The 24,266-nt window shown below is 67.7% G+C and carries 17 protein-coding genes and 1 pseudogene; 9 read left to right on the top strand and 9 right to left on the bottom strand.

The features are described from left to right. The first annotated feature begins 61 nt into the window (after window positions 1-61). Window positions 62-412, top strand: coding sequence for a pyridoxamine 5'-phosphate oxidase family protein (locus ACBI99_RS44215; protein WP_375075234.1), 351 nt, complete (start codon window positions 62-64; stop codon window positions 410-412). Between the two features lie 1,423 nt (window positions 413-1,835). Continuing rightward, complete coding sequence (locus ACBI99_RS44210) at window positions 1,836-2,693, top strand: universal stress protein (protein WP_375075233.1); 858 nt, start codon at window positions 1,836-1,838, stop codon at window positions 2,691-2,693. Window positions 2,694-2,942: 249 nt separating this feature from the next. On the opposite strand, the gene fdhF is transcribed toward ACBI99_RS44210, so the two are convergent. The 3 genes and pseudogenes from fdhF to ACBI99_RS44195 all read right to left on the bottom strand — a co-directional run. Next, window positions 2,943-5,615 (bottom strand): formate dehydrogenase subunit alpha, encoded by a 2,673-nt coding sequence (fdhF, locus tag ACBI99_RS44205; protein WP_375075232.1) that lies wholly within the window; start codon window positions 5,613-5,615, stop codon window positions 2,943-2,945. Then, window positions 5,612-5,854: an NADH-ubiquinone oxidoreductase-F iron-sulfur binding region domain-containing protein gene (locus ACBI99_RS44200; RefSeq protein ID WP_375075259.1), complete on the bottom strand. Its 243-nt coding sequence runs from the start codon at window positions 5,852-5,854 to the stop codon at window positions 5,612-5,614. Before ACBI99_RS44200 ends, fdhF begins: the two co-directional genes overlap by 4 nt. Before the next feature lie 345 nt (window positions 5,855-6,199). Continuing rightward, window positions 6,200-7,234: pseudogene (locus ACBI99_RS44195) on the bottom strand (NAD(P)H-dependent oxidoreductase subunit E); the annotation flags it as partial. Between the two features lie 314 nt (window positions 7,235-7,548). On the opposite strand from ACBI99_RS44195, the gene ACBI99_RS44190 reads away from it, so the two are divergent. Further along, window positions 7,549-7,896, top strand: a complete 348-nt coding sequence (locus ACBI99_RS44190) for a hypothetical protein (protein WP_375075231.1) — start codon at window positions 7,549-7,551, stop codon at window positions 7,894-7,896. Between the two features lie 945 nt (window positions 7,897-8,841). Beyond that, a complete protein-coding gene (locus ACBI99_RS44185) occupies window positions 8,842-11,097 on the top strand; it encodes a DEAD/DEAH box helicase (RefSeq protein WP_375075230.1) in 2,256 nt (751 codons plus the stop codon). Here the strand turns inward: ACBI99_RS44185 and ACBI99_RS44180 are convergent. Then, window positions 11,087-11,545, bottom strand: coding sequence for a helix-turn-helix transcriptional regulator (locus tag ACBI99_RS44180; RefSeq protein ID WP_375075229.1), 459 nt, complete (start codon window positions 11,543-11,545; stop codon window positions 11,087-11,089). The two genes, ACBI99_RS44185 and ACBI99_RS44180, sit on opposite strands and share 11 nt — an antisense overlap. 153 nt (window positions 11,546-11,698) lie before the next feature. On the opposite strand from ACBI99_RS44180, the gene ACBI99_RS44175 reads away from it, so the two are divergent. Continuing rightward, a complete protein-coding gene (locus ACBI99_RS44175) occupies window positions 11,699-13,099 on the top strand; it encodes a hypothetical protein (RefSeq protein ID WP_375075228.1) in 1,401 nt (466 codons plus the stop codon). A gap of 1,234 nt (window positions 13,100-14,333) precedes the next feature. Here ACBI99_RS44175 and ACBI99_RS44170 read toward each other — a convergent pair. Beyond that, window positions 14,334-14,642 (bottom strand): winged helix-turn-helix transcriptional regulator, encoded by a 309-nt coding sequence (locus ACBI99_RS44170; RefSeq protein ID WP_375075258.1) that lies wholly within the window; start codon window positions 14,640-14,642, stop codon window positions 14,334-14,336. 898 nt (window positions 14,643-15,540) lie between these two features. Here ACBI99_RS44170 and ACBI99_RS44165 point away from each other — a divergent pair. Continuing rightward, window positions 15,541-15,735 (top strand): Mu transposase C-terminal domain-containing protein, encoded by a 195-nt coding sequence (locus ACBI99_RS44165; RefSeq protein ID WP_375075227.1) that lies wholly within the window; start codon window positions 15,541-15,543, stop codon window positions 15,733-15,735. Between the two features lie 170 nt (window positions 15,736-15,905). Next, window positions 15,906-16,988: a tyrosine-type recombinase/integrase gene (locus tag ACBI99_RS44160; protein WP_375075226.1), complete on the top strand. Its 1,083-nt coding sequence runs from the start codon at window positions 15,906-15,908 to the stop codon at window positions 16,986-16,988. A 730-nt stretch (window positions 16,989-17,718) separates the two neighbouring features. Here the strand turns inward: ACBI99_RS44160 and ACBI99_RS44155 are convergent. The 4 genes from ACBI99_RS44155 to ACBI99_RS44140 all read right to left on the bottom strand — a co-directional run bounded on the left by ACBI99_RS44155 (window position 17,719) and on the right by ACBI99_RS44140 (window position 22,446). Further along, complete coding sequence (locus ACBI99_RS44155) at window positions 17,719-18,447, bottom strand: hypothetical protein (protein ID WP_375075225.1); 729 nt, start codon at window positions 18,445-18,447, stop codon at window positions 17,719-17,721. Beyond that, window positions 18,440-20,035 (bottom strand): hypothetical protein, encoded by a 1,596-nt coding sequence (locus ACBI99_RS44150; RefSeq protein ID WP_375075224.1) that lies wholly within the window; start codon window positions 20,033-20,035, stop codon window positions 18,440-18,442. The genes ACBI99_RS44155 and ACBI99_RS44150 overlap by 8 nt, the downstream gene beginning before the upstream one ends. Before the next feature lie 26 nt (window positions 20,036-20,061). Further along, complete coding sequence (locus tag ACBI99_RS44145) at window positions 20,062-20,859, bottom strand: AAA family ATPase (RefSeq protein ID WP_375075223.1); 798 nt, start codon at window positions 20,857-20,859, stop codon at window positions 20,062-20,064. A gap of 63 nt (window positions 20,860-20,922) precedes the next feature. Beyond that, window positions 20,923-22,446, bottom strand: a complete 1,524-nt coding sequence (locus ACBI99_RS44140; protein ID WP_375075257.1) for a Mu transposase C-terminal domain-containing protein — start codon at window positions 22,444-22,446, stop codon at window positions 20,923-20,925. Window positions 22,447-23,005: 559 nt separating this feature from the next. Between ACBI99_RS44140 and ACBI99_RS44135 the strand changes: the two genes are divergently transcribed. Together ACBI99_RS44135 and ACBI99_RS44130 are read left to right on the top strand one after the other, a co-directional pair. After that, a complete protein-coding gene (locus tag ACBI99_RS44135; protein ID WP_375075222.1) occupies window positions 23,006-23,767 on the top strand; it encodes a hypothetical protein in 762 nt (253 codons plus the stop codon). 26 nt (window positions 23,768-23,793) lie between these two features. Next, window positions 23,794-24,012, top strand: coding sequence for a hypothetical protein (locus ACBI99_RS44130; protein ID WP_375075221.1), 219 nt, complete (start codon window positions 23,794-23,796; stop codon window positions 24,010-24,012). The last annotated feature ends 254 nt before the right edge of the window (window positions 24,013-24,266 follow it).

The raw sequence follows: 24,266 nt of genomic DNA, 5'->3' as shown, positions 1-24,266 counted from the left end.
GGCAGGCTGAAGACATGAACTCGACTCGGCCGGTTTACAGGTGCTCACTCATGAGGAGTGCATGCACCTGCCGGCTTCACGCCCGGTCGGGCGCATCGTCTTCACCGGTCGCGCGCTGCCGGCCATGCAGCCGGTCAGCTTCTGCCTGAACAGCCGGGACATCGCCATCCGTACGGCGGCCGGCTCCAAGCTGGCCGCCGCTACCCGCCGCTCGGTCGTAGCGTCCGAGGTCGACAACTTCGACAGCTACGCGCGCAGCGGCTGCTCGGTCGCCGTCGTCGGTTATGCGCGTGTAGCCGACGACCCCGCAGAGATCGCCCGGCTGGAACGACTGCCGTGGGCGCCAGGCCGTGACCACTTCATCGTCATCCTCAGGGTGGGAGTGCCCCGGCCCGGCGCGTCGGGCAACTGACCTGACTTCACGGAGCCAGCCCCAGGGCCAGGCCGGCGAATGAAGCCTCCGAGCGACACCAGCGCTGTGGCTGGAGCCGTCGAAGTGCGGGCGCGCCCGCCGGCCATCTTGTCTGGCGGCGTGAACGAGACGTCGTGTGGGGCCTCGCAAGCTGGCCTGCCAGAAGGCGTAGGCGGTCGCCGCTTCGCAGCTGTCGGAGTCGTCGATGCCGACCTCGACCTCGCCGGCTGGCTCGCGGGTCCGGCACGCACCACGATCACCGGGCACGGCGTGCACTGCCACCACCAGCGCCCACGGCTACGAGAACGATCACGGTAGCCTCCTGTGCCCGAGCCTTTCGCTGGAGGCTCTCCCGGCAAACTTCAGATGAGGCAAGGCATACATGGCCATGTCTTTGCTTCCCAGCGAGGCTTGCCCGTGCGGCCCGGGGAAGGCCTATCCGGTCAGGACCGAACGGCTCCTCTCAGGGGGCGACAATGCGCGACGACCATGCCGGCCGGCCCATCCCGGTCGGCTACTACGACGTGCCGGAGAGCCGACACGCGCTGACCTGTGCGCTCGAGGAAGCGCGGCTGCGCAGTCTGCCGGCGCTGGTCGGCCGTCTCCTGCGCTGGCGCTACACCCTCACGCCTCTGTCCGACGAGGCCATGGTGCAGATCGACCAGGTCACCCAAACGGTCGTGGAGGAAGGCACCGGCTGTGCCCGGGAACTCGCCGTGGACGTCCGGCGGCTCCGTTCGCTGGGCACCTGCTCTGTGGTGCTCCTGGAGTTCGGGAATGAAGCGGGGCTGACGGTGCTGGGATCTCGCGGGCATGGAGGGTTCGACGGCCTGCAGGTAGGGTCAACGGCCGTCCAGAGGCCCGCTTGCGACAGACCGGTCGAATGCCTGGACCCGCAGCGATGGGCCGACCCGGCCGCCGGATCGTGGTCAGACTGGACGGCGGCTCACCCGCCAACCCCGCAGCACTCCATCTCGCCGTGGAGGAGGTCGCGCTGCGTCTCGGGACAGGGACGGTCCTGTGCTGCTGGGCCGACTGCGGATCGTCGTCCTGGCCGGCGCCCCTTCCGTTCGCAGATGGCCGCGCACTGCGCGAAGGGCCGCGACCTGCTTCCGCGAAGTGGCCACGCACCTGGCGCAAAGGCATTTCGACATGCCGGTGATCACCGAGTAGTTGCAGACCGAACGGCCGTAGCGGGCCCTACTAGACGAAGAACTGGACGCCACTCGCCTTGTGATCGCCAACCGGGGCAACGAATCCCAGCCCTGTCTGCTGCCGGGGTCAGTCACCTAGGCGGCGCTGCTCAATGCCTGTTTTCCGGTCGCGGTGTCCCCTGCGGCAGTTTTGAAGCCACGAATCCCGCCAAGTTGATCCCAGGTCGCCGGGGCAAAGGGGCAAACGAGCACTGTGGAGGTGGATCACGATGGTGAGACCGATCGTGGTGGGGGTGGACGGCTCCACCCCGGCCCATGCGGCAGTGGAATGGGCTGCCGCCGACGCCCGGCGCAGACGGCTGCCCCTGCGGATCGTGCATGTGTGCGAGCAGTGGCAGGACAATGTCAACGGCATGAAGTACTGCGCGGGAATGCTGCAGGCCGCTGCCGATCGGGCCCGGGCCACCGGTGATGACCTGGAGGTGAACACTGAGTTCCTCGATGGGAACGTGGTGGAGAGGCTGGTCGGCCAATCGGTTTCCAGCCAGTCTGTGGTACTGGGCAGCCGAGGCCTGGGCGGGTTCGCCGGACTGGTGATCGGCTCGGTGAGCCTCGCGGTCGCGGGACGCGCCGAAGGCCCGGTCGTCGTCGTCCGCGCGGCGACCACCGTCCCCGTGCATTCACTGATCGTGGTAGGCGACGATGGATCCGGCGCCGCCCGGGAAGCCATGCTCTACGCCATCGAACAGGCCCGTGCCCGCAGTGCTCGCGTTCTCGCCGTTTACGCCTGGCGGCAGCCGGTGCTCTCAGCTTATGGACGGGATTACGCCGACCTCTTCACCGACTCCTTCGGGGAGGAATGCCGTGCCGCGCGTGAGCGGGTCGATGCCTGGCGGAACGAGTTCGCCGGGGTGGAGATCACGGGGCGTCAGGTCAACGAGCATCCGGTTGCGGCGCTCGCCGACGCCTCCGCCGCGGCCGATCTGGTCGTGGTGGGATCACGGGGACGGGGCGGCTTCACCTCCGCCGCGCTGGGCTCGGTGAGCCATGGCCTGCTGCATCACGCCGTGTGCCCCGTCGCGGTGGTCCGGCCACGGAGCGGGCGCGCCGAGACCACCGGGCAGTGACCCCGGTGCAGGGCGCTGTGGTCGAAGTCGATTTTCGACTGCCCTGGTAATGGGAGCGGTGACCGAGCGGCGGCAAAGTCGTGCTCAGGTGCCTCCTCGTGCGCCCAGCGGTGAGATCGTGCTGGGCTATTACAGCTCTTCCGCGGCGGACCGCGCTCTGGAGTACGGACGCGAGGCAGGCCGCTGCCCGCCGGGACGTCTGCAGGTCCTGCACGCTGTGTGCTATCTGTCCGCAGCTCGGTGTAGGCGTCATGGACTCTCTTGCCGGCGCAGGCGGACGGCGGTGACCTTGTACTCAGGGCATGCGGTGACGGCGTCCGCGTGGCCGGAGGTCAGGGCATTGACCCGGCTGGACGGGAAATGGAAGGCGCAGAAGACCTGGCCCCGCGTGACCTCCTCGGTGAGGCGTACGAGCAGCGCGGCCTGCCCGTGCCTGCTTTCAACGACCACCGGGGCGCCGTCGCGCAGGGCCAGCCGGGCGGCGTCGGCGGGGTGTACGTCCAGCCGAGCCTCGCCTTCAAGCTCCAGGATGCCGCTTCTCCTGGTCATGTTGCCGGAGTTGTAATGCGCCCAGCGGCGGCCCGTGATGAGGATCAGCGGGTAGTCGTCGTCTGCGCTTTCGCCCGGCGGCAGGTAGGGGGTGGCGGCGAGGTGCGCCTTACCGTCCGCGGTCGCGAACCGGGCCTGGTAGAGCCTGCTCACGCCAGGGCGGCAGGGGTCGGTGCACGGCCAGGGGATCGCTCCTTCCCGATCCAGCCTCTCATGGGAGATTCCGGCGTAGGCGGGAGCGACCTGCCCGCATTCGGCGAGTGCTTCGGCGGGTGTCGGACAGCCGAGGTCAGTTCCGCAGGCCGCGGCAAGGGCCTGGACGATGGCGAAGTCGGTCCTGGCCTGGCCGGGCGGGACGAGCGCGGGGCGCACTCGCTGGAAGCGCCGGTCGAAGTTGACGAAGGTGCCGTCCTTTTCCAGCCAGGAGGCGGCCGGCAGGACCACGTCGGCGTTGCGGGCGGTCTCGGAGAGGAAAAGCTCCTGGCTGATGACCAGGGGGCATGCGTCCAGAGCGGATATCACCTCGTTGGCGTCGGGGTCTGTGGTGGCCACGTCCTCCCCGATGATCCACAACACTCGCAGGTCACCCGAGCGGGCCGCTGCGAACATCTGCGGGATGCGCAGGCCCTCGTGGTGCGGCAGGCTTGCGCCCCATACGTGTTCGGCGCGGCCGCGCGCCACCGGGTCGCGGACCTTCCCGTAGCCGGGCAGCAGGTCGGGCAGGGCGCCCATGTCGGAGGCGCCCTGAACGTTGTTCTGGCCGCGCAGCGGGTTCACACCGTAGCCACGGGTGGTGCCGACTGCGCCCCGCAAAATCGCCAGGTTGGCCAGCGTCCTTACGCCGTCGGTGCCGTGCAGGTGCTCGGTCACGCCCAGCCCATACACGATCGCGGGACGTTCCGCCTGCCCGTAGAGCCGTGCGGCGGCGATCAGATCTGCTGCGGGGACGCCGGTGATCATGGCGACCCGTTCCGGCGCGTAGCCGCCGAGAACCTCGGTGAGTTCCGGGAGCCCCGTGGCGCGCAGCCGCAGGAACTCCTCGTCGATCAGCCCCTCGGTGAGCAGCACCCGGGCGAGCCCGTTGAACAGGGCCACGTTGGTTCCCGGTCTCGGTCGCAGATGCACGTCGGCGAGCCCGGCGAGCCCGACGGCGCGCGGATCGGCGACGATCAGTCGCACGCCGCGCAGCACCCGCTGGAGCAGGCGCGCGCCGACGACCGGATGCGCCTCGACCGGATTGGCGCCCACCACGAGCAGGCAGTCGGCCTGCTCCACGTGCTCCAAGCTGTCGGTGCCGCCCGCCAGGCCGAAGGCGGCGGTGAGCCCCGCGGCCGATGGCGAGTGGCACAGGCGCGAGCAGTTGTCGACGTTGTTGGTGCCGACGACGACTCTCATGAACTTCTGGATCAGGTAGTTCTCCTCGTTGGTGGCCCGGGCCGAGGAGATCGCCGCCACGCTGTCCGGGCCCGACTCGGCGATGGCGTCCTGGATCGCGCGAGCGATGTGATCGAACGCTTCGTCCCAGCTGGCTGGCCGTAGCTCGGAACCGCGGCGCAGCAGCGGCTCTGTGAGTCGCTCCGGGGAACGCAGGAAACCATGCGCGAAGCGACCCTTGACGCAGGCGTGACCCCGGTTGACCGGTCCATCTCTCGCCGGCCTCACTGCCGTGACCGCACCATCACGGGTGAGCACGTCCAGGGCACAGCCGACGCCGCAGTACCCGCAGGTGGTACGCGTTCGGGTGAGGGCGGCCAGCTGTGTCCCGGCGGGCAGACCAGGCTCGGTCAGAGCGCCAGTGGGGCAGGTGTCCACACAGCCGCCGCATGCGACGCAGTCGGACTCCGCCCAGAGGCCGCCGGTGCCCGGCGCAACCACGGTCTCGGCGCCCCTGCCGGTCAGCGTGAGCGCGAACGTGCCCTGCACCTCGGCGCACATGCGCACGCAGCGACCGCAGGCGATGCACAGATCTCGATCGAGACGCACGAACGGATGGCTGTGGTCGTGACCTCTTCCTGCGCCGTGCTGGTTGTTGCCGGAGGTGATGCCGAGCTCGCGGCAGGTTCGCGCCAGTTCACCGTCGCCTTGGAGCGCGTACGCGGGAAGCGCCGAGACGATCAGCTCGACCGCGTCGCGGCGCAGGCGTCGCAGGTCGTCCTGCTCGACCAGGATCTCGGCGCCGTCCGTCGCCGGGGTTACGCAGGCCGCGAGGTAGTGCCCGCCGACTCCTACCAGGCAGGTCCGACAGGAGCCGGCGGGCGTCAGCCGCTCGTCGTGACAGAGCGCAGGCACCTCGGCACCGGCGGCGCGCACGGCCGCGAGGAGCGTCGCTTCCTGCGTGAGCTCGACGGAGACGCCGTCCACGGTGACTCTCATCCGCCCCATCCTCGGAGGCGATCACCGTAGGCGCGGGCGAGGCTGCGGACGGCGTACGGCAGCCGTCGACCGAACGCGCACAGGCTGGCCTCGCTCATGACGCCCAGCATGCGGGCGTACGCGTCGCCGGGCGGGACGCCGAGCCTGGCCTGCTCCAGGCCGCGGCGGGAGCCGACCCGGCAGGGCGAGCAGGCACCGCAGCTCTCGGCGGCGGCGAACGCCCAGACGTGTCTCAGCATGTCCAGCGGCTCGATCCGCTCGTCGACGGCAACCATACCGGCATGGCCGAGTGCCGCGCCGTGGCCGGCCAGTGCGGCCTCGGTGAGGGGCACGTCCAGCTCCCCCTCCCTCAGGAACCCGCCCAGCGGGCCGCCGACTTGCAGGACACCGAGTTCCGCGCCGTCCCGCAATCCGCCGCCCAGTTCGGTGACGATCTGCCGTACCGGAGTGCCGAGCTCGACCTCGTAACATCCGGGACGGGCGAACCGCTCCGACAAGCAGACCAGTTTCGTGCCGGTCTCCCCGGGCGCACCGCGGCGGGCGTAGTCCTGGCCACCGCGGCTGATGATCCACGGCAGCGCGGCCAGCGTCTCGACGTTGTTGACCACGGTCGGGGCACCCCACAACCCCCGGTCTGCCGGATATGGCGGGCGCGCCCGGGCGCAGCCGCGACGGCCTTCGAGCCCAGCGATCAGAGCCGTCTCCTCACCTGTCACGTACGAACCGGCACCTGCCACGACCTCGACGTCCAGGTCGACCTCGCTGCCATGCACGCGGCGGCCGAGATGGCCTTCCGCACGCGCCCGCTCCACCGCCTGCCGCATGGATGCCAGCGCCCGCGGGTACTCCGACCGCACCAGCACCACGCCGCGGCTCGCCTCGCAGGCGAAGCAGGCCAGAGCCAGCCCTTCCAGCACCCGGGCCGGGTCGACCTCCATCAGCAGCCGGTCGGCGTACGAGCCCGGATCGCCCTCGTCACCGTTGGCGATCACCACGGTCTCCGGTGAGCCGCCCGTCGCCGCCCACTTGGCCGCCACCGGGAACCCTGCGCCGCCTCGGCCGCGCAGCCCGGAGGCCGCGACCTCTGACCGGACCAACTCCGGCGTCCGCCTGCTGACGGTCTCCGTCCACGTTAGCCAGGGGCGCTCACCGGCTGAGATGCCGGCGAGCACCACCGGATCCCCCGTGGCGTCGGCTGCGGGAATGGGCGGCGCGTGCGGCCGCACACGTCCTGCCAGCTGGTCGGCAACGTCCGGCCCCGCGCAGGGCGTCTCGCCGTCCAGCGCGGCCGGCCCCGCGTAGCAGTAGCCGAGACAGCGGACCATCTGTACTGTCACCTCGGGGTCCGCATCGTGATCCTCGTCGACCGCGACGCCGAACAGCCGTTCGATCGCGGGCAGATGCCGGCCCGCCTGGGCGGCGAAGCAGGCCGTTGCCTCACAGATCCGCACATGGCGCCGTCCGTGCGGGACCGCGAGGTCCGCGTAGTAGGTCGCCGGACCCAACCCTGCCGCAGCAGGAAGCCCGAACCGCCTGGCGACCTCTGGCGCCCACCTCTCGGGCCATTCCCGGTGCTCCTCTGCGCCGGCAGTGAGCGCGTCGATCAGGCGAGTACCTGGCCGGCCACGCCGCTCAGCGAGGGCGCGGAAGGCATCGAAAGGGCTGCTTCACGAATTTTGTCATGCCCCATTTCCCGTTATCGGACACCTGGGGGACCGGTCGTCGCGCAGCAGGCTGGGCAGACACGTGGGCGTACCCGCTCGGAAACACGGGCTCGCTACCGTTGTTCGCCTGTGGCAACCATGCGGGCAAAGGCGTCGGGTGTGACGATCGGAATGTCGTAAGCGCGGGACTTGCGTGCTTTGCCCGACATACTGTCAGGGTCGGCGGCGACCAGCAGCCGGACCCGCTCGGTGACGGTGGAGTGCGGGAGGTGGCCAGCCTGACGGGCTCGATCCTCCCACGTCTCGCGACCGCCGGTCATGTCGCCGGTGAATACGACAAGGTCGCCCGGCCGCAGTCGGAAGCCTCCCGTCGCGGCCAGGTCACGGGGCGGCACGGCGGGGACAAGAGCTTGCTCGACCGCGGCGGGGGTCAGCGTGTGAGGGCCAGTGCACTGGCCCTCACACCACCTCACAGCGGTGAGACATCCGTCGGTGTGATCACCCCAGATCGGCAAGAGCTCAACCTGATCATCGGCGTGTTCACTGACTCCGACGTCAGTGCCGAGACCCAAGCAGGCACGTGTACCGACTTCAAGGCCGGGAGTTCACCACGGTGATCGTGGATCTGGCCGAGAACGGCGGTAGCAGAATCGCCAGGAGCTCGCCCGCAGCCCGCAACAACTTCAGCGTGGCTGTGACCCGCGATTGGGACCGCTCGGACATCCTTGCGTCCTCCAATGTCGTGGCTGGTGTCAAAGGGACCGCTGCGCATGCTTGGCCATCTATGCGGGAAAGGGGGCGTCACTGTCGTAGCGGCGGCGAACCTTCTCGGCATCGAACAGCCACCCGAACCTATGAGGGCCGGGAGCATCCTGCAAGAGGCCCTACGCGGCAACGTCAAGGTCGCCGCCCCTACTACGAAAATTACCGCCCAACGAGTTGCTCGCGGCCATCGATGCGGCCGAGCACAGCGTTTGGGTGTGGAGACCCTGGGTCGGCAAGCCAATGGCCGACATCCTGCCCGCCCTACAGGCCGCCGCCGGTCGAGGCATCGACATCAGAGCCGTCGTCTCGCCACCGCGAGGAGGCGCGCCATGAACCCTATGTCGAGGTGCTACGTCAAGTGATCAAGCATGTGGTGTTCCTGCAGGATGAGCATCAAAGCTCGCCATGATCGACCGCAAGGTCTCATTCATCGGCAGCATGAACAGGCCCTCTCACCAGCGGATCGGCCGACGACGCGCAGTCATGATCGTGCGGCACGGCTGGCGCTACGCGGCGCATCTTCTCCGGCGCCAACGGGGCCGACGAGCTCGGCCGACCACCGACCTGCCCTGCATGCCTGCAGTGACGTGAAGCCGCTCTGAGCGGGAGCGGCGCGAAAAGACGCCCGCGCTAGTTTCGCCCGTCACCCTGCCGGCACCCCGGCCGGGATCCTGAACGTGACATTTCTCTGCACCTCTCGGCAGAACAATCAAGCATCCAGCTCAATAGCCAGATGATGCTTCGGCGAACGATCCTCACCATGGCATCCGCTCAGGCCCTGACGGCGAGGGGACAACGTGCTGTTCTCCAGGTGGCGCCAGCGTACCGACATCCATCGTTGGGCAGGCGACCTGTCGGCCTCGCTCGAGCACGACCGGCAGGCAGGCCATCGTCTCCTCGAGCACGCCACCGCCGAGGTGCATCGACGTCGGCGCGCGATGCGCGACCACAAGATCAGGAGTCGGCTCGCCCAGCTCCCGGTGGACAAGCTGGACTATGACGGCCCCCGGGTGCCGGCCGGGGTACTGCAGGCCGCCGGCCTGCGCACCGCGGCCGACGTCCATCACCATCGGCATCACCTGACGCGCTTCGACAAGATCGGGCCCAAACACGCCGACAAGCTCCGTCAAGGCCTCGCCAACGCTCGCCGGCTGCGCAGCGACGACCTGCGGCCCACGCTGGATGACCGATTCTGGCACAGCCATGAGCTGGACCTCGTCGGAGCCCTCTACACCCTGCACGTTGCCAAGAACCTGTCCCACGCGTCGGCCTGGCCCGTTCTCCAGCCCCTCCTGGACGACCTACGTGAACTGGCCCGTGCGACGCGAAGACTGTCCTGGTTCGTGACGAGCGACGACCGCCAGCAGCAGCTGCTCGTCGAGCACCAGGCACTGCGGGAGCGCGCGCATGCTCCCTCCATCGGCGTGCTTCTGGCCGATTTGCAACAGCACCACGACCAGGTCGAGACGCTCACCCGGACACCGCTGGCCGACGCAGCGGTCAGAACCGTCTGGAGCAAACACAACGCCGCGCTGATGGCCCTGCTGGAACAGCTCACTCTGCACGAGGGCGACCCTGGCGAGGCAGAAGTCATCCGGACCGGCGCGCGACGCGGGTCGCTTCCGGCTGACCTCGCCGGCCGGATCGCCGCCGTCCAACTCGACCGCTCGCTGTTGCGAAAGGAGCTTCGTCACTACCAGGAACTGGGCGCCGCCTTCGCGCTCGTCGTCGGCCGGGCCGTCCTGGGTGACGAGATGGGACTCGGCAAGAGCGTTCAGGCGCTGGCCGCGATCGGACACGTCATCACGCGCGAACGACAGCAGCACCATCTCATCATCTGCCCGGCCTCACTGATCGACACCTGGCTGCAGGAGATCACCGAGACGCTGCCGGACGTTGCCGCCTTCACCAGCCGCGGCCGGAGCGCCGACGCCGACCTGCGACGCTGGATGAGAGGCCGCGGCCTCATGGTCGTCTCCTATGAACGCGCCAAGGCCCTGGTGCACCACCGCCTGCCGCATCTGGGCTTCGTCGTCGTCGACGAGGTTCATCTGGTCAAGAACCCCGGCAGCCAGCGCACGCAAGCCACCGCCGCGCTGGTCGCTCCGGCGCGACGGTGCCTGCTCATGGGCGGCACCCCCATGGAGAACCACGCCGGCGAGTTCCTCAACGTGATCGATTTGATCAACCAGGCCAAGAGCCGGGATCTGCGTCACGCGTTCGACGGTGGAGATCGCGCTTCCCGTGAGCCCGACCGGTTCCGGCGCGCCATCGCCGATGTCTACCTACGGCGCAACAAGGACGAGGTGATGCAGGAACTGCCACCGCTCACCTTCCACGACGAACTCATCCCCTTGACCACGACCGAACGCCACAGCTACGAGCAGATCGCCCTCACCGACCACGTGACGACCGTCCGCAAGAAGCTCACCATCCTCGGCGGCGTCACCTCAGGAAGGATGCAGCGCCTGCGGGAGATCGCCCAAGAATGCCGCGCCAATGAGCAGAAACTTCTTGTCTTCAGTTACTTCCGTGACGCGCTCACCCTGGCCGAAGCGGTGCTGGGTACTGACTGCTCCGTCATGCATGGAGACATCCTGCACAGCCGAAGGCCCCAGCAGATCGACGACTTCGAACGCGCTCCCGGCTTCGCCGCTCTCATCGCGCAGATCATCGTCGGCGGTCAGGGCTTGAACCTTTCCAGAGCATCGGTGGTGGTCATTCTCGAACCGCAGAACAAGCCCAGCACCGAATGGCAGGCCACCGGTCGCGCTCATCGCATCGGCCAGACGCGCCCCGTGACGGTCTACCGGCTCATCGCCGTGGACACGCCGGAGGAACGGCTCGTGCAACGGGGGCACGTCAAGGCCGACATTTTCAACCGGGTGGCACGCCCCAGCGACCTGGCCGACACCATCAGGGCCCGTCTCCTCATCGACCATGAGCCCGACCTCGACGGCCTTCTGGAAGAAGAACGCCAACACATCCGCTCCCGCACGCCCTCAGGCATCGACGCGCCGACATCCGCTCCGGGGGAAAACATCACCCGGTAGCCCAGCCGCACGCCTGACGACGATCGGAGGGATGACTGTGCTGGTGTCTGAGCGCCCGTGCCGGGTCTCGGCTTGCGGTCGTTGGCAGGTCCTCGGTGGCAGATGCGGCGTCCGTTGTTCTGCGCGGTCCGACGGCTGCCTTCCCGCGCTGGTGTTCTCGCGGGAACCGAGCATGACCTGAACCGATGTGGTAGTCAGCAGGGCGTGAGACGCCGTCCCACTCGAACAAGTCCCTGGGCGGGATGCTCAGCGCGTCAGCGATCTGAAACAGCTTGTCCAGATGCGGGCTGTACATGCCGTTCTCGATCCGATTGATCGTCTTACGGTCGACCTCGGCCAGCTCGCCCAGTTGCTCCTGGGTCAGGCCGCGCCCTTCGCGCAGCTCACGCAGCCGCTGGCCGAACTGTCTGCGCAGCTCAGCCAGGCGTGGCGTGATCGGATCGGGCACTCAACCACGGTGGCGGGCATGATCCGCAAAGGTCTGTACCAACGTTGGTACAAATGATGAGAGGTGCCGCCGATCGTGCCTCTGTGACGTGCGAGCATGCAGCCGCACCCCTTACGCGTGCAGTCGTTCCCGCCGCGCTCTCTTGGAGAAGGCATGACCCGCTTCCGCCAGGCCCGCTCCCTCCCGGCCCGCACCATCACCCCGCCCCGCCGCGACCGCCACGGCGGCATGTCACCCGCCTGGCTGCTCATGCAGGCCGCCCAGCTGTCCTGGGAGATCCGCAACGTGCTGCAACTGATCAACGGCATGCGGCTCAACCTCACCGAGGAGCTCCAGGTCCACAGCGAGGCCAGCGACATGCTGCTCAACGCCGCCCACGCCACCGCCATCATGGAAGCCCGGCTCCCACTGGCCCCCGCCTGGGGCAACGGCCCGCTCCGCGCCCGCTCCATCTTCGCCCAGGCCCGCGAGGCCGGCACCGAACCCGCCGAGGCCCGTCCGGACGTGGACCTGACACGGCCGCCCATCGACCCGCAGATCAAGCGCGACATTGCGGCCGCCCACCATGAGGACCCCGACCCCGATGCGCAATGCGCCGGCACCACCCTGAAAGGGGACCGCTGCGCGAAAACCATCGTCACCGGAATCGGCTCCCAGCACTGCGCCTCACACCTGACCCCCGCCGAACGCCAGCGCCGCGACACCCTGCGTGCCGCTCAGGACCGCCGCATGCAAGCCATCCAGGACGCGCTGGAGGAGTACCGCGCACGGCTGGCCACCACCTGGATCGAGCGCTACGGGCACCGCCCCCACCGCGTCGAACTGCCCGCCGCGCCCAGCCGTCCCCTCCACGTGGTGCCCCTGGACGGGCATCCCGGCCTAACCGCCGACAGGAACGAGCAGGCCATGCTCGCCCTGTTCGACACCGGCTGGCTCAAGCTGTGCCCTCGCTCGGCCGAAGTCGTCGGTGCCTTGTTGCAATGCCCGCGCGCCACCACCGCCGACCTGGCCGGCCTCGCCGCCTCCGCGGCGCCGGAGCGCTGGGCCAGCGGCGAACAGTGGCTCGAATCCGACATCTGGGACGGCATCCGGCCTCCTAACCTCGTACTGCCCGCCCTCGGCGAGGACCCCGAACTGGACGAGCACCCCAGCGTCCAGGTTCTGCGCGACGCGCTGACTGCGCGCCGGCGTGAGTGGGAACTCTGGCACGCCGGCTTCGCCACCCTGGTGGAGGCCTGCGACGATCCGCCCCTGGACACCATGGCCGACCTGTTGGCCTTCTGGCACGACATCGGCCTGCTCGTCGCCGACGGCAATGAGGCAGACGCACCCGTGTGGAAACTGGCGGCTGAGCCGCCGACCCCGTGGCGGGTCGTGCACACCCGAGGCCACCTCGTCCCACCCCAGCGGCTGGCCGCCGCGCTGGACTGGCTGCTCGACAGCGACACACCGGAAGACGCCGACCTCCTGCCGTGCGAGGTCTTCGCCCTCATCTCGCCCTCCGCCGGCGGCCACTCCTCCAGCACGATCACTGTTCACGGCGTCGCCAGCTGACCCCTTTGATCTGATCGGCCTGGGCTGCGCGGCGCCCTCTCGGAGCGGAGGCCCGAAGCGGCGATCCGCCGCAGCCGTGAGCGCCGCGACGGCCAGGAGCACGGCCGCAGGAGCGCAGACAGCAAGCCTGCGGCGATCGCCCCGGGGGGCATGCGCTGACGAGGTGGCCGCCGCCGGGCCCGGACGTGCGGGTGCTCTGTTTGAGGTATCGAGGTCCAGCTCGCCCTGCCCATGGGGACCGCCCGGTTTCCGCAAGCCCCGGATGAACGCCTCACCCCTCGAAACGGTGCACCAGGACGCACATTTCCACGTCCTCGTGGATGTCGTTGTCAGCGATGATCAACCTGTAGGGGCGGTCGACACGGTCGTCCTTCAGACTGGCCGCGCGGGCTTCTGGCGTTGAGGAATCCGTCGTAGACGCGCTTGGCCATGGCGGGCCAGTTGCTGTCGCGAACAATTGCGGTCCGAACCGGTTCTCGCGTGTTCACCAGTACGTCCCGTCGGGTTCATGAGCGAAAGCCGTGACCTGCGCCGCTACAGCAGCGTGAATCTTGGGCACGTTCCGCTGTACCGTGATGGTCACTAGGATCCAGGCACGCGTAAATCAACGCGGGGGTGCGCGGAGTTCGCGATGGGGGACGTCGAGGGTACTAGCGCTTCACCCACTGCGGGCCATACTGCCGTGCGTGTGCTCTTCATTCTGGATCGCCTTGGGAACGAATGCGTAGAGGCGGCAGATACGCCGTCGACCGCCGTACGCGTCATCCAGTCGCAACGCATGTTGCAGAAGTTCGCGTTCCGTGTGCGCAGCATATACCGCTCGGTGAGCCTTTCAGCGTTTCCTCTTAATTCCTTCTGGCTCTGTCCAGATGCAAGCATATCGAGCGCCAAACTGACTGGGACATGAGATCGAATTACATTCACATTTCGTCGGAATGGTGAGTGGAGATTCTGTCTTTCCGCCTCACTCAACATGGCGGGTCGTACGCCCGGGGCGGCACTACATCTGAGGCGCCATAGCGCGATCTCCCGGTTGTTGCGACAGCACCGTCTTGCTGACGGGAGCACCGGACCGGCAAGGATTGGTCATGCGGCCGACCGCCGGCGGGTTTGGCACCGGACCGCGGCGATGCCCCGACGATACCCGCAACCCGGCTGAGCGCAACGCCAGCGGAGCCTGGTCAGGGAAATGCCGTGCACAGCCGGGCGACAGGGATGGCGCGTCGGCATCCGCTCAGCAGGCGCGGGTCGGTCGATAGGTGGCCGCCCATGAGCCAATGTGTTCCAGGACGGAACGCAAAGCCGCTCCCTGGTCGGTCAGGCGGTAGCTGATACGCGTCGGTGGCCCTCCCCCCACCAGACGCTGAACCAGCCCTTGCTCGGCCAGTTCGCGAAGCCGATCGGTCAGCACCCGGCGAGACAGCCCAGGCACCGCACGGGACAGCTCGCTGAAGCGGGCCCCACCCTGGCACAGGACGTAGAGCACCTGGAGCATCCAGCGGCAGCTGAGCAGTTCGATCGCGTCGGCGGTAGCGGCGGGCACGATCAAAGGGCCAGCCGATGGAGGCGATTTACCAGAAACGGTAGCGTGATCGTCACCCGGGGGTGTTCACTTCCATTGAGTTACTCCAGATTACAAAGCGAGCCGAAGATTCCCTTGTGAGAAACCGCGTGGTGAGGTGACTGCCGACGAGACCAGCGTAGTCACCGGAGCCGCAAATTAGTGGTGCGCTCGCGAGGCTCCATGACCATGTCCCAAAGGAGCATCGATGGGCAAACCCTCTCCGCATGCAGCCGCGCTGGCCGGCTTGCACCGCAACAGCATCTGGCATGTCGATCAGTGCAAGCTCCCGTCGAGATGAGGTCCGAGGCTGAGGCCAGCGTTGGCGGCCCATCGGTTCGGCCATGGATCGTTCGCATCGTGGACGCGGCGACGTGGGGCATCGTCGCAACCGTCACCACACCCGACCCGTCAGGGCGTGCGGACGTTCTTGCGACGTTACATGCGGCGCTGCTCCAGCATGATCCATACTGGCCGATGGGAGGTCTCCCCCGGCGCGTTCAGATCGGCCGGGGGCATGACCTCATGAGCGTTGCGGTTACCGACGGGCTGAGCACGTTGAACGTGCCGGTCGACCCGTTCGCCGACAGACCGAGGGCTGCGGGCCCAGCGGAGTTCATCGATATGGCCATGGAGGAGACACTCCTGGCCTCGATGCCGCGCTACACCCGGACCCGGCTGTTCCGTGTCGGCCTGGCTCCGCCCGCCGACGCCCCAGCGCTGCCCTTCGATCGGTTCGTGCGCGGGCCGCTGACCTGGACGGCACACTGGAACACCGCCTGGCCCAACCGGCGCTCGGCGGCCGCACCCCGCTGCAGGTCTGGCACGACGACCCCACCCCCATCGTCGGCATCGCCCGGACAACCTCTGGATCTTTACCATGAAAAGCCACGCCATCGAGACGATCGAAGCCGACAGGATCACCTGCCGCGGACGCCGGTACACCGCACCGTGGATAGCCGGCAGACACGGCCTTCGTGTCCACATTCACTCTATGCCGCACCACGAGCGGGAGATCGTGGCGTGTGACGCCACCGCCCACGCTCACCTCAGTCAGGCCTCCGCTTCGGCGTGACAACCACGGATCGCGCACCCGCCCCCAGGCACCGATCAGCGACGGCGATCACGCCCGACAAGCCGAACCGAACGCCGTCCCTGCTGCTCCCCGCTAAGCGCCTCGGAGCCCTCACTGGTGGTACGTGCGCATCGACGCGGGCGCCCGACCCGAGACTTGTAAGGAAGGTGATGATGGCCGCCGACGACGTCAACCAACAGCAACACCTGCGAGCTCCGATCCCGCTGGATCACCATGGGCAGGAACAGCTTCACGCCCTGGCCCACCCGTACTTGAGCGCGCCGCTGCCCGAGTCCGGCGCTGATGCGCCGGCGCAAACCCTTGACGAGCTGTCCCATCTGCTCTGGCGGACCCGATTGCCGGTCCGGGAGGCGACGGTCCAGTGGCTGTCAGACGGACCCCTCTCAGCCGCCACCCGACGACGATATCTGCGGTTGATCAGCTGGTGGCTGTGGTGGTCGAATCGGCGGCGCCTGCGGCCCGAGGAAGGCACCGTGCTTGACGCCGATCTGTTCGCCGCGGCCATGCGTGCCGCCCAATGGAGTGACAACGCCAGGCGGCAACACCTTACAGCGCTGTCATCCTGGTACGGCTACCTGTGCCGGCTCGGGCTGACTTCCCACAATCCCTTCGCCGGTGTGCGGAGGCCTGCCAGTCCTTCAGCACGAATCCCGCTCCTGTCCCCCGAGCAATTGATCGACCTGCTGGCCCATGCCGTACTCCACGAGAGCTCCCGCCTTCAGGCGATCTTGCTCGTGGTGATCACCGCCGACTGCGATCCGGCCCATGCGGCCTCGCTGAGCTTGCGCGACCTCGTTCGAGCCGGTCGAGATCGCATCGTTGACCTGCCGGCCGCCGGCGGCCCGTACGCGGTGCTGCTGCCACCCTTGGCAGCGCAGGTGCTGGACGCCTACCTGATCACGCGCGGCACCCACCCGGGACCGCTGTTCCTCACCCGCACCGGCGCACCACTGGTGGTCAACGACGCCAACCGGCAGATCCGGCGGGTGGCTCGGACTGCCGGCATCAAGCACGCCGCGCCACTGACGCTTGAGCTTATTCGCCGAAGCGCGGACGCAGCCCATCCTGGCAACCGCCGCAGGCGGCGGGCCACACCCGCTATTCCCACTTTCCCGCACCCGGTTTATCACTCCGGCGAGATCCGCCTGTGCCAGCGCCTCGCCACGGAAATCGCCCGTCGGCGCATCCCGCCGACCGGGCGGTTACGCCGCTCGACCACAGCGGATCCATAGTCGAGGAGGCAACCGATCACGGCCTACCGGCCGCATGCGCTGCTCTGCGTACATAAGTCTCGGCGACATCGTCGCATTCAACCCCTTGCAGGCCGCGACCTGATCTCCGCTGTCGACGAGACGGCAGGCGTGGACCAGACGGTGCTTGCCGTGCATGAGTCGCACCGGGTGGCTGGCAAAGTTTCCGGATGAACGGCTCAGCGTCAACCTGCGTGAATTCGATCCGGCGGACGCGCCGACCGCGCTGGCCACGGCTGTCCGCAGGTTTTCTGGACGCGTTGAAGGTGGCGTTGCCGCGCGTCTGGGCTGGCCTGGACGCGCGGGCCGCCCTGCACCGGAGCTACTGGCCAGCCGTCGGATGCTGGTGGTACTGGATAACGCCCGTAACGCCTGTCGGTGCGCCCGCTGCCGGCCGGTGACCCGAACCTCCTCGTCCTGGTCACCAACCCCAACCGGCTTGCCGGCCTGCTCGCCGCATCACGCTGGACGTGCTCACGTCGGAGGCATCGTGAGAGCTGCTGGCCCCGCGCCTCGGAGCGGACCGCGCGGCTGCGGCATCCGATACCACACAGGAGATCGTCACAGCCTGTGCACGGCTGCCGCTGGCGCTGGCCATGGTGGGGCCCGCACCCAGCATGGTCCACGCCAGTGACCAGCTATTGACCTGGAATAATCGAGGGAATCCGGTTCGTGTGCCCGCTGAGTGCGAAAATCGGATTGCCCTCGGCAGCTAACGGCGTTTCGCCCGCCTGGGCATCGAGCGATAGAACGGCGTGTTGATGCGTGTCTCGTTGGGAAGTTTGGGCACCGCCCGCAACGCCATGGCGAACGACAGGTCGTCATGGGAATGCAGCCCCTTTTCGTCCTGCTCTGCGATGCCGCGCTGGAGCAGGACCTGCGTGGTATCCCAATCCAGCGGCAGCTGCTCCAGGAGGGGGTCATGGCACTGGTGCAGCAGGTGCAGCAGCACGGCGGCCTCCCGTACCGACAGCGGGATCCGGGCCTGCCGCACCAGGCGCAGGGTGTCCTCGGCCTGCGTCGGCAGCACCCCAGGGCGTGGTTCCAGATGCACGTGGCCGCCCATCCGCACGACCTGTATGGCGGTGCCGAGTAGGCGCAGCGTCAGCTCGCGGATCGCCTTGTCCACCCGCTGCAAGGGCCAGCGCAAGGCCTCGGCCAGGTCCGCGTCGGTCAACTCCCCATGCTGAGCCAGCGCGGCCTCCACCACGAGATCATCCTCATCAGCGTGCTGGATCCGGTCAGAAGGTCGACGGCCCAGGAGTTCGGCCACCTCGATGTCCAGCACCTCGCTGATGCGCACGAGCACTTCCACGCTGATCGTCGCCGGCGCGGGGGCCTTGCGCAACACCTCCAGGGAGATCCCTGTACGCGTACGGAACTCAACGTCGCCGATGCGCAGCTCGGCCACCCTGCGATTGATCACATCGAGGTCAATCATTGCTGTCCCCCACGGCTGGCTTGGCCCACGACGGTGACTCGTCGCCGCGGTGCAGCGCTTGACCCACCCGCCAGCAGACCGTGCGCAGGTCCCACGGCAGCTGCCCTGCTGGTCCATCCGCCACCGCCGTAACGGTCACCGCGGCCAGCCGGCTGGTCGCGATCAGCTGCTGCTGGTTGCGCCCGATGCCCGGCTCCAGTAGCGGCTCGGCGCTATCGCTGCCGCACAATTGCTGAAAGTGCCGGGCGGCTAGCAGCAGCGACCTGGCATAGACCGGTACTCCATAGGTGAGCCTTTCACCCAGCAGCCGAAAGCCTTGTACGGGTGATTCGACCAGGTCGACCGTGGCGCCATCCTCACTCAGTGCCGACAAGGGAGCGGCGGCCAGGTCGGCGGGGTCGGCACCGGTGCACAGCGCCGCCGCCAGCGCGGCGGCGTGGACGGGATGCACGACGCGAGAGCGGATACGCTCTGCCTGCTCCAGGTCCAGCCGAGCCATCAACCCGCGTCCGGTGGCGCGATCGAGCAACGCGGGCACCGCCAGCATCAGCCCGTGCAGGAAGAAGCCGGCCTGTGCACCGCGAATGCGGACGATGGCGTGCTCACGGGTGGGGCAATCGGCGACCAGAGCGGCCAAGAACAGGCGTAAGGCGCGTGTATTGCCCGCGCGATAGGGATAGGGCTCCAGGTGCGCGGCGGCGGTGTCGGGCACGTGCCGTGCCATGGCGGCAGGCAACGGCGTCGGGGTGCTCAGCGATGAGCGCTCCATATGCACGTTGCCGGCCAGGCCGCTCGCGTCCAGGGCCAGCCGATCCGGCACCGCGACCGGCGGCGGATGGTGTAGCTCGTCCTGGTCAAGGATCCAGGTACAGGCCAAATCCATGCCGTAGCCGTAGACGGCGTCCACGATCTCGAACCCGCGGTAGCCGAAGGCCGCATACAGCGTGTCGTCGTAATGCGCGAACGGTCCGAGCCTGCGGTAGGCATCGGCCCGGAAATACGGAAAGTCGCTGGCCGGCAGCGGCGGCAGCGCCTGTCGTTGCGCCTCATCGTCGGCATACGGGCTGGGCTCTCGCCCCGAGGAGGTGCAGTGCAGCACCCGGCGGGCCGGGGCGGCCATACGCCATGGTTTGTGCGCGAACTTGGCCGCGACAATCGCCTGCGCCAGGCCCGGCATGATCTTCCAACCGTGGTGGCCGGGCAATTCCGCAGACCAGTCCGGCGGCTCAGCCGCGTGCCAGACGATGGTCATGGCAGCGTCCGCATCATGGGCGAGGTCGATCAGGCGGGCCCGCTGAGGACGGGTGAGCAGGTGCGCGCGTAAGACAATGATGTGCCAGATGCGCTCGGCGAGCGTCCACGCAGTGACGGCATGAGAGATACGCATCTGCCTGCCGCCCGGCCCAGCCAGGGTGTCGGCCTGGTCGATGGGTTTCCCCAGCGCGCTCAGCACGTCCAGGCAAGTATCACCGACGCTGGTCGTGCTCGGCGTGGGATGAACAGTGATCACGCCGGCGGCCGGGTCATGCGCTCCCCACGCGATATTCACGCAGGCGATGTCGTCGCCGGCATCCACAACAATCGTCACCGGCCGGGGACTGGAACTGGCCATGGTCAGGCCGCTCGCTTATTGGGCCGTCCGCCGAGATCGCCGAAGACCTGCAGCAGCAGCTCCTCACTGATCACCTTTTCTCCGGGGTCGTCCTCGAACCTGTCCAGAACATGGTTGGTGATCTTGGCCCAGTCGCGGAAATTGCCATGCGCGGCGGTGTCGTCGGCGAAGCTGATGACCTCGTCGGTGACCTCCCCCCAGATCGGATGGAAGTCGGGGATCGCCTCGAGCACCTGCTTGAGCTCCATCGTGCGAAACTCCTGCCAGATATAGATGCGCGAGGCGAGCATCCGCTCGTTCGAGAGCACCTCATAGCAGCCATCGCCACCGACAAAGATGACCGTCATATCGGTGGTCTTGTCATCCCACAGGTGCCGCCAGTACTCGAAACACTCCTGCCCCAGCCACTGCGCCTCGTCACAGATGAAGACCCGGGACTCTTCGGCCAGAACCTCCTTGAGCAGCCGATCAAAGGGAGCGGGCCGCTGCGGAGGTTTTCCGGTGATGCCCAGCGCCCCGAAGAGGGTCTCGCGTATGTAGAGCGGAGTCGGACGGCCGCGAAACTCGATCCGGAAGGTCCGGTCACGTGCCAGGCGCCGCAGCGATTCGTTCACGCAGAACGACTTGCCGGTGCCCGAGTCCCCGTACACGCATATCATCGCCTTCTTGGCGACCGCCCTGCGGATGTTGGTTTTGGTCTGCTGCAACGCGAGCGTGGCCACGACGTTGGCCTGAGGCAGCGCAAGGTAGTGATCTTGACGCATCTCCGGCAACGGGCTGCTTCTGGGGCGCAAACTCATCCTGGCTTCTCCCGTTCTGCGTTGTCCTCGTTCATCAGCCCGTAGCGCCTTCCGTGCTCGTGCTCACGAATCCTGCTCACGGCGCGCTCGGTTCTTGCGGGCGGCTCTGGCCGTCCCCGGCCGCACCCATTCCTCGGGAAAATCGCGATCAAGGAAGGGTGCAGCGATCGCCAATTCCGCCATACGGTTATCGGCGGCGCGTCTGATGACGGCTCGAGCCTCCGAGGACGTCGCCGCGTCCACCCGGCGCGGCTCCTCCGGCTTGCTGACCGCCGCCAGCCGAGCTCGCCGTTCCCGCCCACCTTCTTTAAAAGCCGCGTTGACACGCCGCCGCTCGCTCGCTCGCGCTTTCTCCATGGCGGCTACCTGCTCCGGGCTGGCCTGATCGGACAGGTAGGCGGCCCCCAGATAGCGTTCCGTCGCGGCTTCGAACACCTCTACCTCGCGATCGTGATGAGGCATCAAGCGCAGGCACACCTCCAGGCCGACCTTGCCCTGCATCCAGTCCGCCACGTAGTAACGATTACGCCCCCGGCGTACCCCCTTCTTCGTGATCTTCCGGATACGGCCCTCATCCTCCAGGGTGAACATCCGCAGGTCCTGCGCGGACACCTCATGTATGGGAGTCGGATCTTCGGCCCACATCTGCGCGGGCGTCTTATCGCAGCCGCCCACTTGATGCTCGAAATTCCATTCGTGTACCCACGCGCGCAGCAGGGACACAAACTCCGGGAACGCCAGAGGAGTCTGACCGGATTCCATCGGCTTGCCATTGAGCCGTTTGGGCTGATGAGTGTAGCAAGGCAACATCTTGAAGAACATCTGCTCGGCGCTGCCGTTCAGGTTTTCCACGGTTCCCTTCAGATGGCCGTGGTACCCAGGCAGATCCTCGACGACGACTGCGAACCGGGCGAGCGCAGTTGTGACCGCCTTCGACAAGAAGTCTTTACCTCGATCGATCCTCACCCGGGCCGGAACGCCACCGAAGGGCATGTCCGGATCATCATCGCACAGCAACGCGCTGCGCAAGGCGACCAGAATGCTCTCCCTGCTGGGGTAACCAGGGGACACCGCTAATCCGCAGATCACATTCGGTCCCGTGTCGATGAACCAGGTCACCCACGGTTTACGCGGCTTACCCTCGATTTCGACGCGGACGGGCACCTCAACATGATCGGCCTCCCACACGGCATTGCGATGCTCTCGAGGACGCCGAAAATGCACCCAATGCTCCCGCAACGCCTTCTCGCCGAAGCGATATGCGGCGCGCTCTCCAGAGGAGAGGTCTCGCCGAAGTGCGCGCAGCAGCGTCGGCAGGCTGGGGGCCGCCGGTCCTCCAGCGGCCGCCCGCTTGACCAGGTCTCGATGGAGCGCGGATGCGTTTCCTCGGAAATGGGCGAGCAGACCTCGCAACTCATCTGTGATTTCAAAGCGCGGTCGTGCCAATCCCTCGCAGCGTCCATCCTTGCGAGCCTGCGCCACGTAGCGGCGCACGGTGCGAAGGTCTCTTCCCAAGCACTCGGCGACAACCCGGAGGTGCTCAGTGGTCAACTCGTCGTTTTGATCTAAAGTGAGAAGCCTTTGCACTGCCAGCTTGCGGAGATCATTAAGCGAATCTCCGAGCGAGTTTGCTTCGCGACCATTCGATCCACTCGCCACACGACACCTCGCGATCGAAACCGAAGGGCATTCACATTAGAAGGATGCACACATCAAATCACTGCACGACCATCGCCGTAACGCACAATCATCGTGAGATTACCCCCGCGACGATCGCTCGTCTAGCAAAATGACAAACTAACGACCAAAGCACCTCCGGACTGCCACTTCGTCAAACCCCTGTCTCAACTTTGGAAGATCCGCAATGGATGATCTCATCACAAGGCGTTCGACCTGCACATTGGCACACGATGACCAATCAGAGTAGCGTTCACAGCGCCAACCGCCATCCACCTGGAAATTCGTCATCATCTGTCCTGCGCCTGGTCGCTACTCTGTCACCAAAGACAGGTGAACATTGTTCGCGATTCTCCTTTCTAGATCTTCACGGGAGTTAGTATTTGCAGGCTGAACTGCGGAGGGACACCTGCTGACCAACTGGAGGTGACAAATTCGTGACCAGTCTCAGGCCGCCCTGCGCGCAGCCTTGGACGAAGCCGTCACCGACGCGCTGAACGAGGCCCGCGCCGCACGCGCCGACGCCGACCGCGCCCGCCGCGAGCAGGCCGAAGCCGGCACTCGTGCCGAGCTGGCCGAACGCCGCGCCCAAACCGCCCGCGAAGCACAGCAGGCCGCCGAACAGGCCGCCCACCAGATCAGACAGGAGGCCGGCAGCAAGGTCGACGAGGCCAAGGAGGACGCCCGCGCCGCCTGGGCCCAGACCGCCGAGCATGAACGCTCCCGCGGCGCCGCCGAACAGGCCCGCGACAACGCCCTGAACGAGCGCGACCGCGCCACGGCGCAGCTCCAGGCGAAGACGGCCGAACTGGAGGAGGCCCGCCGCGAGCTCGACCGGCTACGCGCGGCTGTCGAGGAGCAGGCCCGCCAGGCGACGCCCTCCGCGCTGCGGCCGCCGACGCCGAGCAGCGCGCCCGCGACGCCGAGACCGCCCGCGAACGCGCCGAGCACGAAACCCTTCAGGCCCACGCCCGCGCCGAGACCGCCACGGCACACGCTGACGCCGCCCGCGCCGAAGCCGCTGAGGCCCGACTCGCGCTGGTCGCCGCCCAGGGCGAAGCGGCTGCCGCCGCACAGCTCCGGGCCCGCGCCGAGGACGAGCTCCGCCAGGCCCGCACCGAGCACGACACCCAACGCGAGCGCGCCGCCATCGCAGAGCAGCGAGCCCGCGCCGCCGAAGCCGAACGCGAGCGCGCCACCGAGCAGACGCATCAGCTGCGCGACCGGCTGACCACCGCCCAGGCCGCCGCCGGGCTGGTGCTGCCGGAACTGACCGACCTCAGCAGCGACCACGGTGTCGGGGTTCGCGGCGTCACCCTGCCCGACGCCGGTATCGACGTTGCCCGGGACCCGGACGGCGCCGTGATACTGCACTTCCAAGATCAGGAGATCCGGCTCGGCGACCCGCAGCACGTTCCAGCTCGTGGGCGAACCCTGGCCGCCGCGATCCTGGCCGCCTCCGCTGCACGCCCCTGACCGGCGGCCCAGCGGGTGCGCCGCCGCCGGCTCCCTCCCCCAGCCGCCGCGACCATCCCATCAAGGACGTCCCCCACATGAGCGCTGCCGACCGAGCTGAACCATGCGACAGTGATGCCCCGCCGGACTAGATCGCTGATGTGAAATTTGGGTTAGTGATCGTAGGCGATCAGGGATCGTTTCACGGGTGCGCCGATGTTCCAGTTGTGCCAGATGACAGCGTTGAGGGCGAGGATGCGCTGGCTGATGCGTGC

Source organism: Nonomuraea sp. ATR24 (genome assembly GCF_041950485.1).
GTDB lineage: Bacteria > Actinomycetota > Actinomycetes > Streptosporangiales > Streptosporangiaceae > Nonomuraea > Nonomuraea ceibae.
The sequence above is the reverse complement of the archived record's forward strand: the minus strand, read 5'-3'. Positions and strand labels throughout refer to the sequence as shown.